The organism is Parabacteroides sp. CAG:2 (assembly GCF_000436315.1).
In the GTDB taxonomy this organism is placed as follows: Bacteria; Bacteroidota; Bacteroidia; order Bacteroidales; family Tannerellaceae; genus Parabacteroides; species Parabacteroides distasonis.
Genome location: NZ_FR885284.1, coordinates 19,011 through 35,898 on the forward strand (window position 1 = coordinate 19,011; position 16,888 = coordinate 35,898).

Genomic DNA, 16,888 nt, shown 5'->3' on the forward strand with positions numbered 1-16,888 from the left:
TGATCGCTCTTCCGCATCTCCTCCAAATAAAATCCACCCATGCGACCAAAGCCTATTATACCTACTTTTACTTTTTGATTCATATTCTATCTTTTAAAGATTCACACTGTTTTTGCCAAAATTAAAGCCCCTTGAGTCAAACAGTATTGCACTTTTCTCTCAAAATTATTACCTATCGTCTCAACAAACAGTCTTACAAGGAACGGCTTTTAAAGCCAAAAACCGAAGTCTGGACATTGAAACAAAATGAAAAACAATGATACGATACTGCTATGGAAAGTCTAGGAAAAGGCTTTATATTGCGCATGAAATACAAGGGAGATCTATGAAAAAAAACTTGATGAATTATTTATACGTCCTATTATTTGTAGTAACCGCAATAGAGCTCAACGCCCGGTCATACTACTTTAAATCCTATGAGGTAGAAGATGGATTAAGCAATAATAACGTGACATGTTGTGTCCAAGATCATTATGGCTTTATGTGGTTTGGAACACGGGACGGGCTCAATCGATTTGACGGGAACAAATTCCATATCATAAAAAATCAAACCAAACAGAGAGGAACTTTAATAAGTAGCTGGATTACCGACTTGGCGATAAGCCCTTCCGGTGAACTCTGGGTGGGTACTAATATGGGAGTACAAAAATACGATTACCAAACCGATACTTTTTCCTTGATAAAGTTCACGAAAGGAATCGGCTGTACCTATCTGGAATTTGATCACCAAGGGAATCTGTGGATGCTGTTATCCGGCTTTTCCCTTATTAAATATAATGAGCAATCCGAGCTACACCAAAACTACCTGTATAAGGATAGTGATCCGATCACCTCTTTCTATATCACCCCCCAAGATCAGATATGGGCCACCACGCTAAACGGTAATGTCGTTCTCTTAGACCCGACCGATAACAAATTCATCCCTCTAAATATCCATAACGGTAGCGACACCCTACATATAGATAATATGACGACTCTATGGGCATCCCCGTCCGATAATACATTACTGATAGGTACAAGCGATAACGGAGTCAAACAAGTCAATATACAAACAGGTGTTTGCCGAAATGTTCTTACCCGGCAAAAGAACAGCCCCCTCTATACCCGGGATATTTTCCAAGTGACAAACGACGAGGTATGGATCGCCACCTACAACGGTATCTATATCTACCAAATCCCCTCAAACAAGACCTTTCACATTGAGCAAGACAAATGTGATCCATATTCACTATCCAACAACGCTACCAAACAGTTTTGCAAGGACCGGGAAGGTGGCTTATGGATCTGTACGGATAATGGGGGCATTAATTACCTTCCTCCTTATCTCAAATTCAAGAAAGACTACAATATACCCGGGAAAAAAACAATTAACGGTGATATTATCCATGATATTTGCCAAGACGCTAACCATAATATATGGATAGGAACCGAAGACGCTGGTCTCAATAAACTCGACATCCGTACGCAAACCTATAAGAACTTCCAAGATAAAGACGGTCTTTCCCAAAGCTGTATCCACGGGCTTACCGTGATTGGAGACTATCTATGGATCGGGACACACGCTAACGGGGTAGACGTGATGGATATCCGTACGGAGAAAATCATCAAGCATTATACGATCGCCCCGAATCCTTACGCCTCCCAAAACGATATCATCGTATATCTCTATAAAACCCGGAAAAATAACTTGCTCATAGCTACGGCATCCGGCATGTATCAATATAATCCGGAGAAAGATATTTTCGAGCCTCTCGATCAATTCCCCGGTAATTGCAGGATACAAACGATCTTCGAGGATCACGAAGGGGTTATATGGGCCGGAACATTCAATATCGGATTATATTATTTCGACCCAATCCGGCAAAAACACGGCGAATTTAAATTGGATTCCATAAACACGAACGCCAACCGGACGATCAATCACATCCATGAGGATACTAAAAACAATCTATGGTTCGCTACCGGAAACGGAGTGAAAATGTATGACCGGAATTTAAAGAGTACGACAAGATACACGACTCAAGACGGCCTACCCAGTAACGTCATTTACCGGATCGAGGAAGACCCTAAAGGCCACATGTGGATCAGTACCACAAATGGCCTAGCCGTACTTAACCCAGTCAATCAAGAGATCAAGGTGTTCAAAAAAGAACATGGGCTCCTGTCCAATCAATTCAACTATAACTCTTCTTTAAAAGCTAAAGACGGCAAACTATATTTCGGGACCTTGAAAGGCTTGGTTCGGTTCCACCCCGATAATATCCAACAGTTCTCTATCCAACCGAAGATTTATATGACACAAATCAATTATTCGGACCCCGACCATAATCTATTGAGGCAAAAAGACATCACTTTTAAAAAAGGGATCACCTTAGAACATAATCAGTCCACATTCTACATCGACTACACATCATTAAGCTACCAAGCCCCCAACCTCACCCAATACGCCTATTGCATGGAAGGGTTAAGTTCCAAATGGTATCATGTGGTGGGCGAGAACCGGGTTTATTTCACGAAACTACCGCCCGGTAATTATACGTTTAAGGTGAAGGCGGCGAACCTGTCCGGTATTTGGAATGATGAGCCGGCGATGTTCCAGATTACGATCCTTCCCCCATGGTGGCTCTCTACCAAGGCGTTAATCCTATATGGGATTATCGCTATCGGATGCGTAGTGTTGCTGATCTTTATCATTTCCCGGCATAATAAGGCCAATATACAGCAGAAAATACAGGAGTTCGAGAATGAAAAGGAGAAGGAGCTTTATCAAGCTAAGATTGATTTCTTCATCAATATCGCTCATGAGATACGTACGCCCCTAACTTTAATTAAAAGTCCTCTGGAGAAAGTAACACGGGACATCAAGCTATCTCCCAGCGCAAAGAATTATCTGACAATTGTGGATAAAAACGCAAACCGGCTACTGGATCTGGTGAATCAACTACTGGATTTCAGGAAGACGGAAATCGAGGGATATAAACTAAACTTCATACATACGGACATCATCGCATTGATGCAAGAGACCTTTGAGCGTTTCCACGACACGGCAGAGCAGGAGGCATTGCAGATGATTATCGAGTGTAACGTGAAATCTTTCTACGCCTTTATCGATAAGGAGGCTTGCACGAAGATACTCAGCAACCTCCTATCGAACGCTATTAAATACGCAAGAAGCAAGATCATCGTTCGGTTCGAGGCGCAAGATGGCGAGCGATTCACGATCGATATCATGAACGATGGAAAGCCCATCTCGGAGGAGATAAAAGAAAAGATCTTCGAGCCTTTCTACCGGGATGACTCCTCTATCCATAAATCCGGGACCGGGCTCGGACTACCCTTAGCCCGTTCTTTAGCGGAGATGCACGAGGGATCGTTGACGTTGGAGGAATCTCCGGCCGGGCTTATCATCTTTAGATTACGTTTGCCGGTGAACCAACCGAACTCATTAAAACTAGAGGAAGAGAAAGCAGAGGTCCTGACCAACCCTGCCAGCGAGCGGAAATATGTCACCCAAGAATCCCGCCCGACGGTTCTCGTGGTGGAAGATAACACCGAAATGCTCCATTTCATCGGTCAAGAGATCAATGTCCATTACAATGTTGTCACCGCCGGTAATGGCGAGGAGGCGATTGCCCGTCTTCAGGAATATGGCATCCAATTAATCATCAGCGATATCATGATGCCTGTCATGGATGGTTTCACCTTATTGAAAAAGATAAAGACTAATCTGGAGTTCAGCCATATCCCGATCATCCTCCTGACGGCTAAGAACACCTTGCAATCTCGCATGGAAGGGCTTGAGCTGGGGGCGGACGCTTACATCGACAAACCTTTCTCCATGGATCTATTGCTTACCCAAGTGACGAACCTGCTGAACAACCGGAGCAATATGCGTGCCTATTATTTCAACTCGCCGATTGCCAATATCAAATCCATGGCTTACACGAAGGCGGACGAGAAGTTCTTGAAGAAACTGAACGATATCATCGACAGCCATATAAACGACGTGAACCTAGACGTGGACATGATAGCGGACTTGATGAATCTAAGCCGTCCGACCCTTTACCGTAAAATCAACGGCCTATCGAACGTAACGCCCAACGAGTTGATCAAGATCAGCCGGCTAAAGAAAGCCGCCGAGTTGATCCTTCAAGGCGATATGAGAATTTACGAGATCGCCGAGGCGGTTGGTTTCAACTCGCAATCCTATTTCAGCCGGGCCTTCTCCAAGCAATTCAACATGAGCCCCTCGCAATACGCGAAAGAAAATAATATCGAATTGAAATAGCCCGCTAGGAAGAATAGGTCTGGAACCAGCGGGTTACCTTCTCGCTATACGTCTTGGAGATCGGGATATCGGGTACTTTCTCGATCCCCAGCTCCAGATAAACGCCCTCCTTCTCCCTGCGGATCACCTTCACTTGGTCGAAATTTACCATGAAAGAACGATGGCAACGGAGTACATTCGTATCAGCGAGGTTCTCTTCGATCGCCTTCAAGGAGTTGCGAAGCATAAACTTCGTGAGCTGCCCCTTATTCAGATACCAGATACAAACGTAATTATCCGCCGATTCAAGATACAGCAGGTTACTTCGCTTCACGGAAAGGCGCAACTCGTTCTTCTCGTCATAGAAAGAGAAAACGCTTTGCCGAACCGCCGCTTCTGTCTGGTTCTCCTCCAACAATCGCAATTGCCGCTCTTTCTCTTTATAAGAGAAATACAGGTGCAGCACGGAATAAGGGAGCAATAAAACCAGACTGGTATTCACCGCCGAATCGTTAAAAACTTCCATATATTCTCGTTCCGGATTCAGTACCAACGTATAAATCGTATAGAAAAGCGACATGAAGAATATCTCCAGCACGATCCAGATCGCATAGGTCCGGACCGTGATAGCATGCCGCTTCCCCCAATGGAACAGAATAATACGGCTCAAGACAACCACCAATACTCCCGTCAAGATAATCAAGCTAGAGAATACGAAGAACTTAAACTCCGAGACCTTGTACCAAGAGGTGGAGCTAAACGGTTTGTAGATGTTGATAAACACCAACGCAAACAAGGCCGTCCACAAAATCAGCCTCACGATATTCTGTTTACCGTATATGTAACTTGGTATTTTTTGATCCCACATTCCCATCTTTTTGCCTCTATTTTGGAACAAATGTAATCATTTTCCCAGACGAAATTCACCCCTCTATAAAAGATTTCACCCCTAAATAACACTTTATGTCCCCAACAAAGCCCGTTTAAACCATTTATTTTGAAGAGATGTTTTTCTATTGTTTGTTTGCAGTAAAAAATCAGAGGATTATGGATATTTCACTTCGTACTAAGCAACTGAACAGTCTTTTCTCTTATGACAAAAAGACTGAATTGGAAGAGAGCCATCTGGAGATCATCCCGTTTCGCTTCACCCAGACCCGTGGCGCCAGCGAGATCGACGAGTTCCAGAAGGGACTTACCCCCACCGGATTCTGTCCGATGACAGACGATCGTATCCAAGAGAACAAATCTTTCTCGTATGCCATATTCACGCCCTCGGGACGTAAAAAGAATAATGAGGCGATTATCCTGTTGCATGGCCTGAACGAGCGAACTTGGGAAAAATACCTCACATGGGCGGAATACCTCACCCATACGACCGGTAAACCGGTCATCCTGTTCCCGATCGCTTTCCATATGAACCGTACCCCGGGATTATGGGCCAATCCCCGTGCGATCCTCCCTTGGGTAAGCAAACGCAAGGAGGAGATAGCGAACGTGACGAACTCCACCTTCGCCAACGTAGCCCTCAGCAGCCGGCTATCCCAAAACCCGTTACGCTTTTACGCCTCGGGCAGAGAATCCGTTTATAATATGTGGCAATTGGTTCATGAGATCAAGAACGGCGAGCATCCTTTGTTCAAGGAAGATACGTCCATCAACTTATTCGCTTATTCCATCGGCGCGTTACTCTCGCAGGTCTTGTTATTAGCGAATCCGGACAAGATGTTTACGGACACCCGTTTATTCATGTTTTGCGGTGGCTCCATCTTCAGTGAGATGGATGGCAACGCCCGTGATATCATGGACAAGGAGGCGTTCGCCAAGGTACGCCATTACTTCCGGCATGATTTCTTGGAGAACCGTACGCTTCCCACCTCGTTCAAGAATGATTTTCTGGAGCAAGCCTTTAAGGCCATGGTACGTGAGGATGTGTTACGAGATTACCGGGAGTCGTTCTTCCAACGGGCTTGCGATCGTATTCGGGCGATCTCATTGAAAAAAGATATCGTTATGCCTACTGGCGGGGTGATCAAGGCTTTAGGAAAAGCGTCCGGCAAGATATTGGAAGAACTGGATTTCCCGTTCGCTTACTCCCATCAAATCCCCTTCCCGACACACTCCCGTATCGATCCGGGCCTGATCAACCAAGCCTTTCATTCCATATTCACGAGGGCGGCGGCGTTTCTCTAAAGAGATCACAAATTGTGACCTCAAACACTCATATTCTTTTTTAGTTCATGCAGGTACAATAAAAAATCGCTAAATAACTAATATTACGTTATTTAGCGATCATCCATCGTGGTCCCACTTGGGCTTGAACCAAGGACTCCCTGATTATGAGTCAGGTGCTCTAACCAACTGAGCTATAGGACCTGTTCAGAGCTAGGCTCTGAAATCGGGTGCAATATTACGATTTATTATCGAGATATGCAAATGTTAAAGGGAAAAACTTATTTTTCCGCACTTTCTTCTCCGGCGAACTCCATCAAGTATGCTTTGATGAAATCGTCGATCTTTCCATCCATCACACCGTTCACGTCGGAAGTCTGGTAGTTCGTACGATGGTCTTTTACGCGACGGTCATCGAATACGTAACTACGGATCTGCGAACCCCACTCGATCTTTTTCTTTCCGGCCTCCACCTTGGCCTGCTCGGCCATACGATGCTGCAACTCCTTATCGTAAAGGATGGAACGCAATTGACGCATAGCGTTCTCACGGTTCTTGGGTTGGTCGCGAGTCTCGGTATTCTCGATCAAGATCTCTTCTTCCTCGCCTGTATACGGGTCCTTGAACTGATAACGCAAGCGAACTCCGGATTCCACCTTGTTCACGTTCTGTCCTCCGGCGCCGCCTGAACGGAACGTATCCCAAGAGATAGCCGCCGCCTCTACCTTTACCTCGATCGTATCATCCACCAACGGGGTGACGAATACGGAGGCGAAAGAGGTCATTCGTTTACCTTGGGCGTTGTAAGGAGATACACGTACCAAACGATGCACGCCATTCTCGCTCTTTAGATAGCCATAGGCGTAATCGCCCTCGATATCGATCGTAACCGTCTTGATACCGGCCTCATCCCCTTCCTGATAGTTGGCGATAGAGATCTTATAACCGTTATTCTCAGCCCAACGCTGATACATACGCATCAACATGGAAGCCCAATCTTGGCTCTCGGTACCACCGGCACCCGAGTTGATCTTGAGCACGCAGCTCATTTGATCAGCCTCGTCACGAAGCATATTGCGGAACTCCAAGTCTTCCAGTAAATGAAGGGCCTTCTTATAAGCCGCGTCCACCTCTTCCTCGGTGATAATCTCTTCCTTTACATATTCGTAAGCCAACTCTAGCTCCTCAGCCGCCGCATGTACCTCACCGTAAAGCTCGATCCATTTCTTTAGCTCCTTTACTTTCTTCATCTGGACTTCCGCGCGTTTGGCGTCTTCCCAGAAACCGGGGTCTTGCGTACGTAGCTCCTCCTCTTCTAACTGAATGGTCTTGCTATCGATGTCAAAGATACCCCCTCAGCGCCTTATCGCGCTCCAACACGTCATGTAGTTGGTCTGATGTGATCATATGTTCTTTTCTTTTTTAAATTTACCGCGAAGATAAGAAATAGTTGATAGCCGACAAACTCGTTATTCCTCGTACATCGCCTCTATCTCGGTAGCGTACTTCTGCAATACGACCGGACGGCGCAACTTTAGCGTATCCGTCAGCTCGCATCCCATCATGAAGGGTTCCGGCAACAAGGTAAAGCGCTTGATCTTCTCGTAAGAAGCCAAGTTCTTCTGGTGCTCCTCTACCCTAGCCTCGATGAAACGAATGATATCCTTGTTCTTCACCAACTCCTCCCGGCTCTCGAACGAGATGCCTTTTTCCCCGGCATACTTCTCCAACAATGGATAAGCCGGCACGATCAAGGCGCTCACGAACTTACGTTGATCGCCGATAACAGCGATTTGCTCGATATAATTATCACCGCTCATCACCATCTCGATCGCTTGCGGGGCGATATATTTTCCGTTTGAAGTCTTATACAAATCCTTGATTCGTTCCGTAAAGAATAACGTATTACCCTCCAAACGACCAGCGTCGCCGGTACGGAAGAAACCATCTTCGGTGAAAGCCCTCTTCGTCTCTTCCGGTTTATTATAATATCCGGACATCACGGTCTTGCCTTTCACCAAGATCTCGTTATTCCCCGGATCTATTTTCACTTGAACTCCCGGCATTACCTCACCAATAGAACCAAACTGGAATCCGATCTCCGGGTAGAAACAAACCGTAGCCGTCGTCTCGCTCAGTCCATAACCATAAGCGATCGGGATATTCACGGACTGCAAGAACTCATTAACCGTATCCGATAACGGAGCGCCCGCCACCGGGAAAAACCGTCCACGCTCAATACCCAATACCCTTTTCAATAAGGTGAAAACCGTTTTATTGTAAAATTGAAACTTCAACTTCAAACCACACGGGGCCGGAATACCTTTATTCTTATACTCCAGATTATACTTTCGCCCGGTCTCGATAGCATCCAAGAAAATCTTCTTCATGGCCGGAGAGGCGGAGTTGATCTTCTCGTGCACACCCGCATACACCTTCTCCCAGAAACGAGGCACATTGCACATCAAGGTAGGATGAACCTCCGGCAATGTCTTCTGGATCATTTTCGGGTCTTGGTTGATAGCGATCGTAACCCCTTTATGGAGACAATAATAGCACCAAGCTTTCTCGAAGATATGAGTCATTGGCAAGAAACTCATGGATAGATCCTTGTCGGTTACCAGAGGCAGACGGACATCATGTATCCGCATCGCCTCCAGATAGCAAGAATGAGGAAGCATTACGCCTTTCGACTCACCTGTCGTACCGGACGTATATATAATGGTAGCCAGATCCTCCGGAACGGCTTCCGTCATACGTATTTTCACCGTGCTCTCCGCATGCGCGTTATCCCCCAAGCGCAAGAAATCATCAAAATAAATGGACGTCTTATCTTCCGGATTCATCTTGACCGCCGGATCAAAGACAACCAGACGCTCCAGATACTTAGAGTCCTTCTGTACCTTGAAAGCGTTATTATACTGCAATTGCTCACCCACGAACAACGTGCGGATCTTAGCGTCATTGATGATGTACTCGATTTGTCCCGGAGAATTCGTCGCGTACATCGGGATGGAAACCACCCGGTTACCATACGCACCGAAGTCCGTATATAAACACTGAGGCATATTCTGGGAATAAACTCCGATATTCTCTTGTACCTTTATCCCGAACTCAGCCATCGCCTTGGCCGTAAGCATAACCTTATCGGAAAACTCCCTCCAAGAAATCTTCAACCATTTCCCCGTAGCGTTATCTCTATGTTTCAACGCTGTACGGTTCCCATATTTCTCTGCCTGACGGTGTATTAACTCGGCGAAATGATAATAAATCATAATTCCTTATTTTGAATTGATACCGCAAAAGTACGCTTTTCTCTTCTAAAAGACACGACATCAGTCCTTTTTTTACACATAATTGCTCTTTTTGTGCAAGTGTTCGGTTAAATAATAATAATTCATAGTAGCATGTATTGCATAGTACATATGTAATACATACATTTGTAGCATAAAATTAAAAGAGATGAATGCAGAGAACGTAAAATCACAAATGAGGAAAGGGACGCTGGAATATTGCATCCTCCTGCTTCTCAAAAAGGAACCCGCTTACACCTCTGATATCATTCAGAAGTTACAAGAAGCGAAGTTGATCGTTGTGGAAGGCACTTTATATCCTCTTTTAACCCGACTAAAAAATAGCGAGCTATTAAGTTATCAGTGGATAGAATCTACGCAAGGACCGCCACGCAAGTATTACCAACTGACCGAGAAAGGAGAACTATTCCTCGGCGAGCTGGAGGCTTCATGGCAGGAACTAAATGATACAATAAACCACATCAGAAACAATTAAAACGAAAGAGTGATGAAGAAGACACTTACTGTTAATCTGGGAGGCACAGTTTTCCACATTGACGAAGACGCATACCAATTATTAGACAAATATCTGTCGAACCTGCGCATCCACTTCCGAAAAGAAGAGGGTTCGGATGAGATCATGGATGATTTCGAGATGCGTATCTCGGAACTTCTTAACGAGCGTGTCCGCTTAGGCTACGAGGTCATCACGATCGAGCAGGTAGAGGAAGTGATCAAACGGATGGGTAAGCCGGAAGAGATTTTCGAGGACGAAGAGAAAAGCACCGACCACGAGGATAATTACCGGACACAACAACAGGAGACTCATACCCAGACAACCAAGAAACGCTTGATGCGTGACCCGGATAACCGTATTCTGGGAGGTGTCGCCGGAGGTTTCGCCGCCTACATGGATTGGGACCCGACTGCCGTACGTATCGTGCTTTTCCTTCTGATGTTCTTCTATGGAATCACGGTTCCGCTTTACTTTTTGTTGTGGATCATCGTACCGATGGCACGTACGGCGACCGAGAAACTCGAGATGCGCGGACAAAGCGTGACGGTGGAGAATATCGGAAAGACCGTGACAGATGGATTCGAGAAAGTCAGCAATAACGTGAACGACTTTATCAGCTCGGATAAGCCGAGGAACTTCTTCCAAAAGCTGGCGGATGTTTTCGTTCTGGTCATCGGGTTCATCCTGAAGTTTTTCATCATATTGGCCGGAATCTTCCTGTTGCCACCGCTAGTACTAGTCGTATTCATTCTGGTAGTCGTAACATTCGCTTTGCTCATGGGTGGAGCCGGATTCATCTATAATCTCTCTCCGTTCGGAGCGGACTTGATAAACGGAGCACCGCTGTCAATGGCAATCATGGGATGCATAGGGACGATCTTATTCATCGGCATCCCCATATTCTCCCTGATATACGCGATTTGCTGCCAATTGTTCAAGGTACGTCCCTTACCGACGCAAGCAAGATGGATATTATTAGCCTTATGGCTTATCTCCCTTGTATTATGTGGCGTATATATCCATCAATCCGGTATGCTATATGACTGGCATGATTACTGGAACGGTGTACACGGTTGGAACAGGCATGCCGTTTGGCTCCCCTAATCCTATTCGAAGATGTAAGATGAAGATATCAATTTAGTAGTTTATAATGTTTATTGTGTGTTTAAAAAAAGAAGGCCGCTCTGTCACAGAGGGGCCTTTCTTCTAAGGTTAACAAATTTATGAGTAAAAACCACTAATGAATCATATTAATGATTTGCTGTCCCCTTTGCATGATATTGTCACGCATAAAACAGCGGGTACAAATATAACCAATTTTTTATAATTAAAAAATTATATTCAATTATTTGAATTCTTTTCTAATCTTAGCGGCGATCTCGGCCAATTCTTCTTGACTTACAGCCAATTTCTTCCCGCCGAAATACATATCGGACTCCTTCGTGATAGGAATCAAATGGATATGCGCATGGGGCACTTCCAAACCCATGACAGCCAATCCTACACGCTTACACTCGATAGCGGTCTCTTGAGCACGAGCTACCCGTTTAGCGAAAGCTACCATCCGTCCCAGCATCGGATCATCGATATCAAAGATATAATCGACCTCCTTCTTAGGAATTACCAAGGTATGCCCCAAGGCTACCGGATTGATATCGAGGAAAGCAAAAAACTCATCGTCTTCCGCAACCTTGTGGCTAGGGATCTCACCCGCCACGATTCTACTGAAAATAGTTGCCATACGTCTTTCTGTTTTTAAATTGAAATATCCATAATCTCAAACGTCATCAAGCCGGAAGGCACACGGATCTCAACGACATCCCCTACCTTCTTTCCCATCAAACCTTGGGCGATCGGCGTGCTTACGGAGATCTTTCCTTCTTTTAGGTTAGCCTCCGAATCCGATACCAACGTGTAGGTCATGACAGCGTTATTCTTCGTATTCTTAATTTTCACCTTGTTCAAAATCTGAACCTCATCAGTTTTCACACGACTCTCATCGATCAGACGGGCGTTTGAGATCAAACCTTTTAACTGCGCAAGCTTAGCCTCCATGATACCTTGAGCCTCTTTGGCGGCATCGTACTCAGCGTTCTCGGATAAGTCACCCTTATCCCTCGCCTCAGCGATCTGGGCTGATATTTCAGGGCGCTTCACGGTCTCCAAATAGTTGATTTCAGCTAAAATCTTATCGTAGCCGTCCTTTGTCATATAACTAACAGCCATACTAAATCCTCCTTATTCTTTATATTAATATTGATTGATTATCGCATAATAAAAAAGAATCCCGACCAAGTCATATGGCCGGAACTCCCCTTTTTTATCATTTCAAGACTCCGCAAAGTTAGGTTATCTTTCTAAGATGAACAAGTTTACGAAAGTGCTTTATAACATATAAATCTGATGATTAAATCATGAACAATTTACAATACGGACTTGATGTCAGCCTCAAGTTTCTTCACGTCGTCCACCCGTTTAACCAAGTTTCCCTTGCGATCCAAGATAAAGATCGCCGGAAGCTGTTTCACGTTATACAACGCCGCGGTCTGAGAGTAAACCGACTGTGGATCACGCACGCAAGCCCAAGGTAAATTAGAAGCGGCGTTCTTCCAGAAGTGAAGATCACTATCCAAAGAGATCTGGTAAATCTCCAAGCCCTTATCGTGGTACCTCGTATATAAATCGCCAAATTCCATATTCAAGGCAGGAGACCATTCGGACATATAGGCCGTGAAGTTGATCAACACCACCTTACCTGTAGCGACAGAAGACAATTTCGTGTTTTCCCCATGTACATCCGGCAACTCGATATCCAAGAAACTAACCTCTTTCTTCTCCACCTTATCCAAGTCCATCGGGCGCTGGCTACGAATCACCTTTATCGATTGAAGAGCCAAGTTATACAGATGCTTAGCACGAGGGCTTTCCGGATAATAGTGATCGAAGCTGGTGGCTACGGCGCCATAAGCCTTCGAGTCGTTCTTGTCATACAAATCGAAGAACAGCAAGCCGTCAATTTGCTGGAACAAGGCAAAGTAAGCGGCAGCGGACATCGGGGCGGAATAAATATACTTACGAGCCACGTCCTTATAAGCCTCGGCGGCCTCGAGCACCTGGCGGGAATATACGGAATCCGCCAACAGACCGGACTCAGATTCTTTCCGTAAACGATGGATCGCTTGGTTCGCATCTAATTGAGCCAAGGTAATATTCTTGATCGCCTTGCAATTCTCTGAGCCCTCCACGCTATAAGAAGTAGCGAAAGTCCCGGCATCGGCCACGAACGAGATCGTCTCCGTAGAATCTACCGAGAAGTTGATCAATTGGTTATTCAGACGCAAGCGATAAAAATCTGGGAATGCCGGACGAGGCTTCGTAAAGCTGAATTTACCGGCCGCCGTCAGTTTTACGGAGTCCATCAACTCTACCGTCGACACACCTACATTCTCCAGATACATCATCTGGCCGTCTGCGCCGGACACTACACCTTCCACCGTAAAATCAGAATTCTTCTTACAAGCCGTGAACAAAAGCAACATAACACACAGCACAGCTAGTAAATTCGTAGATATTTGTTTCATTATTCCAGTTTGTCTATATTACTAATCCGGTGCAAATATACATTATTTTACAATTGTGGCACTATTATTCCGTATTTCTTCAAGGCTTTTTTCAAAAAAAGTGCTTTAAGACTGTTATTTCTTTTCATTTTCATGCAATTACAGGTAAACTTTCATTACATTTGCACCAATTTTTGACAGATAGAAAAATAAGAAAAAAGATTATGCTTAATCCAATTAACAAGACGATCGAGTTAGGTGATGGAAGAACCATTACCATCGAAACCGGGAAATTGGCCAAACAGGCGGACGGAGCGGTTACCGTTCGTATGAACAACACCGTGTTGCTCGCCACTGTTTGTGCCGCTAAAGACGCGAACCCGGGTGTTGACTTCATGCCGTTGCAAGTAGAATACAAAGAGAAATACTCCGCTTTTGGACGTTTCCCCGGAGGTTTTACAAAAAGAGAAGGAAAAGCTTCTGATTATGAAATCCTCACATCTCGTTTAGTAGACCGTGCGTTGCGTCCTCTTTTCCCAGACAACTACCACGCTGAGGTATATGTAAATATTATATTGTTCTCCGCTGATGGCGAAGATTTGCCGGACGCATTAGCAGGTTTGGCCGCTTCCGCCGCTTTGGCAGTTTCTGATATTCCTTTTAACGGACCGATCTCTGAGGTTCGCGTAGCTCGTACGGATGGAAAATACATCGTCAACCCAACTTCCGCAGAATTGGAGAAAGCTGATATCGACATCATGGTTGCCGCTACCATAGACAACATCATGATGGTTGAGGGTGAAATGAACGAGGTTCAGGAATCTGAGATGCTTGAGGCTATCAAGGTCGCTCACGAGGCTATCAAGGTACAATGCAAGGCTCAATTGGAATTATCCGAGGCTTGCGGCAAATTGGTAAAACGTGAATATTGCCACGAGGTAAACGATGACGAGTTGCGCAAGGACGTACACGACAAATGTTACGCCAAGGCTTACGCCGTAGCCACATCTGGTAGCGGCAAGCACGAACGCAGCGAGGCATTCGAGAAAATCGTAGAAGAATACAAGGCTCAATTCTCCGAGGAGGAGTTGACGGACGAGAAACTGGAAATGATCGGTCGCTACTATCACGATGTAGAGAAAGAGGCTATGCGCCGTGCCATCCTTGATGAGGGTAAGCGTTTGGATGGTCGTAAGACTACCGAGATCCGTCCGATCTGGATCGAGACAGATTGCCTGCCGGGTCCTCACGGTTCCGCTATCTTTACACGTGGAGAGACACAGTCTTTATCTACGGTAACTTTAGGTACGAAGTCTGATGAGAAAATGATAGACGACGTATTGAACCATGGATACGAGCGTTTCCTTTTACATTATAACTTCCCCCCATTCTCCACAGGCGAGGCCAAAGCAACACGTGGCGTAGGCCGTCGTGAGATCGGACACGGCAACTTGGCTCACCGTGCGCTGAAACGTATGATCCCGGACAACTATCCGTATGTAGTACGTGTAATCTCCGATATCTTGGAGTCTAACGGTTCTTCTTCTATGGCTACGGTTTGCGCCGGTACCTTGGCGTTGAGAGACGCAGGTGTCCCGATGAAGAAACCGGTATCCGGTATCGCTATGGGATTGATCTCCGAGAACAAGGGTACGAACTACGCGATCTTGTCTGATATCTTAGGCGACGAGGATCACTTGGGTGATATGGACTTCAAGGTAACGGGTACGAAAGACGGTATCACGGCAACTCAGATGGATATCAAGGTAGACGGTTTGTCTTACGAGATCCTTGAGAATGCTTTGGCTCAAGCTAAAGAGGGTCGTATGCATATCTTGGGCAAGATATTGGAGGCTCAACCGGAAGCTCGTGAGGATTTGAAACCTCATGCACCTCGTATCGAGACGATGATTATCGGTAAGGAATTCATCGGTGCGGTAATCGGCCCGGGCGGTAAGATCATCCAAGGTATCCAAGAGAAAACGGGAGCTACGGTATCTATCGATGAGGTAGACGGCGTAGGAAAGATCGAGATCTCCGGCACGAATAAGGCTACGATCGACGCGGCTGTCAAGGCGATCAAGGCTATCGTCGCTGTTCCTGAGATCGGAGAGGTTTATGAAGGAAAGATTTCCTCTATCATGCCTTATGGTGCATTCGTTGAGTTCATGCCGGGTAAGGATGGTTTGCTTCACATTTCCGAGATCGATTGGAAACGTCTGGAGACCGTTGAGCAAGCCGGCTTGAAGGAAGGCGATACGGTTTCTGTCAAGTTGGTTGATATCGATCCGAAGACAGGCAAGTTCAAACTTTCCCGCAAGGTATTGCTTCCGAAACCGGAAGGTTACGAGGAACGTCCGCCAAGACCAGAAAGAGGTGAGCGTGGACCTCGCCAAGATCGTGGAGACCGTGGTCCTCGTCAGGATCGTGGTGATCGCGGACCTCGCAGGGAGTACAGAGACTAAGATAAGGTCTTATACATTATATATAATCCCGGGTAGATTAAACACTATCCGGGATTTTTTTATCAAATCATCTACCACACCTACAACTATAGCTATAATCAATTGGTCATAAGTTATTTATCGGGTGGTGGTAGATAAATAGCATCTACCACTATCGGCTCGTATCTACCACCATTTACTACTTTTCAATCACAAAACACCACCGTCCCCTACTCGCCAACCGTATTATTAGTCCTATCTTTTTCAAGAAGCGACCGAAGACGGAGACATTGCTTAGCCGGCAAGCTATCTATTTGGTCATGCTTCATATATCATCTAAAAAACTGATTAATTGACATTTATAGTTTTTCTTGGTATAAAACAAAAGTTTTCCGCTATGGAAACATTTGTTTCCTCATGAGGAAACCTTAGTTTTGTGCTTACGAAACTTTAGTTTTCCCTAGGAGAAACTATTTGTTCGCCTAAGGGAAACGCTTTTCTCATGCCGGAAAAGTCAGTACTACTTACTTATCCATGGGATATATACTGCAAGTGGCATAGAAGATATACTGCGTTGGCAAGGTAAGTACTACTGATAATTTAGGATCATGTTGCCAAACATGCCTTTTGAGGGA

The 16,888-nt window shown here is 45.4% G+C and carries 11 protein-coding genes and 1 tRNA gene; 5 read left to right on the forward strand and 7 right to left on the reverse strand.

The window, feature by feature from the left end; translation table 11 throughout:
* The first annotated feature begins 340 nt into the window (after positions 1-340).
* Positions 341-4,288, forward strand: coding sequence for a hybrid sensor histidine kinase/response regulator transcription factor (locus tag QVP94_RS07300; RefSeq protein ID WP_022192276.1), 3,948 nt, complete (start codon positions 341-343; stop codon positions 4,286-4,288).
* A gap of 4 nt (positions 4,289-4,292) precedes the next feature.
* On the opposite strand, the gene QVP94_RS07305 is transcribed toward QVP94_RS07300, so the two are convergent.
* The gene (locus QVP94_RS07305) at positions 4,293-5,135 is read right to left on the reverse strand and encodes a LytR/AlgR family response regulator transcription factor (protein ID WP_022192277.1); all 843 of its coding nucleotides are present in this window, start codon (positions 5,133-5,135) and stop codon (positions 4,293-4,295) included.
* A gap of 179 nt (positions 5,136-5,314) precedes the next feature.
* Between QVP94_RS07305 and QVP94_RS07310 the strand changes: the two genes are divergently transcribed.
* The gene (locus QVP94_RS07310) at positions 5,315-6,460 is read left to right on the forward strand and encodes a DUF6051 family protein (RefSeq protein ID WP_022192278.1); all 1,146 of its coding nucleotides are present in this window, start codon (positions 5,315-5,317) and stop codon (positions 6,458-6,460) included.
* Positions 6,461-6,569: 109 nt separating this feature from the next.
* Here QVP94_RS07310 and QVP94_RS07315 read toward each other — a convergent pair.
* The 3 genes from QVP94_RS07315 to QVP94_RS07325 form a co-directional block, all read right to left on the reverse strand.
* Positions 6,570-6,643, reverse strand: a tRNA-Ile gene (locus QVP94_RS07315).
* A 77-nt stretch (positions 6,644-6,720) separates the two neighbouring features.
* A protein-coding gene (gene prfB / locus QVP94_RS07320; protein ID WP_121963098.1) for a peptide chain release factor 2 occupies positions 6,721-7,846 on the reverse strand; the annotation gives its coding sequence in 2 pieces (ribosomal slippage) (positions 6,721-7,782 and positions 7,784-7,846; 1,125 coding nt in all).
* A 62-nt stretch (positions 7,847-7,908) separates the two neighbouring features.
* Positions 7,909-9,714 carry an AMP-dependent synthetase/ligase gene (locus tag QVP94_RS07325; RefSeq protein WP_005860830.1) on the reverse strand — a complete coding sequence of 602 codons (1,806 nt, stop codon included), beginning with the start codon at positions 9,712-9,714 and terminating at the stop codon, positions 7,909-7,911.
* 187 nt (positions 9,715-9,901) lie between these two features.
* Here QVP94_RS07325 and QVP94_RS07330 point away from each other — a divergent pair, with 187 nt between their 5' ends.
* On the forward strand, positions 9,902-10,228 hold the full coding sequence (locus tag QVP94_RS07330) for a PadR family transcriptional regulator (RefSeq protein ID WP_005860828.1): 327 nt from the start codon (positions 9,902-9,904) through the stop codon (positions 10,226-10,228).
* A 12-nt stretch (positions 10,229-10,240) separates the two neighbouring features.
* The gene (locus tag QVP94_RS07335; RefSeq protein WP_005860826.1) at positions 10,241-11,353 is read left to right on the forward strand and encodes a PspC domain-containing protein; all 1,113 of its coding nucleotides are present in this window, start codon (positions 10,241-10,243) and stop codon (positions 11,351-11,353) included.
* A 241-nt stretch (positions 11,354-11,594) separates the two neighbouring features.
* Here the strand turns inward: QVP94_RS07335 and QVP94_RS07340 are convergent, their stop codons facing one another.
* The 3 genes from QVP94_RS07340 to QVP94_RS07350 all read right to left on the reverse strand — a co-directional run bounded on the left by QVP94_RS07340 (position 11,595) and on the right by QVP94_RS07350 (position 13,830).
* Complete coding sequence (locus QVP94_RS07340; protein WP_005860824.1) at positions 11,595-11,990, reverse strand: HIT family protein; 396 nt, start codon at positions 11,988-11,990, stop codon at positions 11,595-11,597.
* A 14-nt stretch (positions 11,991-12,004) separates the two neighbouring features.
* The gene (gene greA, locus QVP94_RS07345; protein WP_005860822.1) at positions 12,005-12,475 is read right to left on the reverse strand and encodes a transcription elongation factor GreA; all 471 of its coding nucleotides are present in this window, start codon (positions 12,473-12,475) and stop codon (positions 12,005-12,007) included.
* 197 nt (positions 12,476-12,672) lie between these two features.
* Positions 12,673-13,830 (reverse strand): TlpA disulfide reductase family protein, encoded by a 1,158-nt coding sequence (locus QVP94_RS07350; protein WP_005860820.1) that lies wholly within the window; start codon positions 13,828-13,830, stop codon positions 12,673-12,675.
* A gap of 203 nt (positions 13,831-14,033) precedes the next feature.
* Here QVP94_RS07350 and pnp point away from each other — a divergent pair, with 203 nt between their 5' ends.
* Positions 14,034-16,274 carry a polyribonucleotide nucleotidyltransferase gene (pnp, locus tag QVP94_RS07355; RefSeq protein WP_005860818.1) on the forward strand — a complete coding sequence of 747 codons (2,241 nt, stop codon included), beginning with the start codon at positions 14,034-14,036 and terminating at the stop codon, positions 16,272-16,274.
* The last annotated feature ends 614 nt before the right edge of the window (positions 16,275-16,888 follow it).

Bases quoted from the DNA above. Each gene is read 5' to 3' on its own strand.
- pnp (WP_005860818.1), top strand. From the start codon at position 14,034: ATGCTTAATCCAATTAACAAGACGATCGAGTTAGGTGATGGAAGAACC.
- QVP94_RS07335 (WP_005860826.1), top strand. From the start codon at position 10,241: ATGAAGAAGACACTTACTGTTAATCTGGGAGGCACAGTTTTCCACATT.
- QVP94_RS07340 (WP_005860824.1), bottom strand. From the start codon at position 11,990: ATGGCAACTATTTTCAGTAGAATCGTGGCGGGTGAGATCCCTAGCCAC.
- QVP94_RS07330 (WP_005860828.1), top strand. From the start codon at position 9,902: ATGAATGCAGAGAACGTAAAATCACAAATGAGGAAAGGGACGCTGGAA.
- QVP94_RS07300 (WP_022192276.1), top strand. From the start codon at position 341: ATGAATTATTTATACGTCCTATTATTTGTAGTAACCGCAATAGAGCTC.
- greA (WP_005860822.1), bottom strand. From the start codon at position 12,475: ATGGCTGTTAGTTATATGACAAAGGACGGCTACGATAAGATTTTAGCT.
- QVP94_RS07350 (WP_005860820.1), bottom strand. From the start codon at position 13,830: ATGAAACAAATATCTACGAATTTACTAGCTGTGCTGTGTGTTATGTTG.
- QVP94_RS07325 (WP_005860830.1), bottom strand. From the start codon at position 9,714: ATGATTTATTATCATTTCGCCGAGTTAATACACCGTCAGGCAGAGAAA.
- QVP94_RS07305 (WP_022192277.1), bottom strand. From the start codon at position 5,135: ATGTGGGATCAAAAAATACCAAGTTACATATACGGTAAACAGAATATC.
- QVP94_RS07310 (WP_022192278.1), top strand. From the start codon at position 5,315: ATGGATATTTCACTTCGTACTAAGCAACTGAACAGTCTTTTCTCTTAT.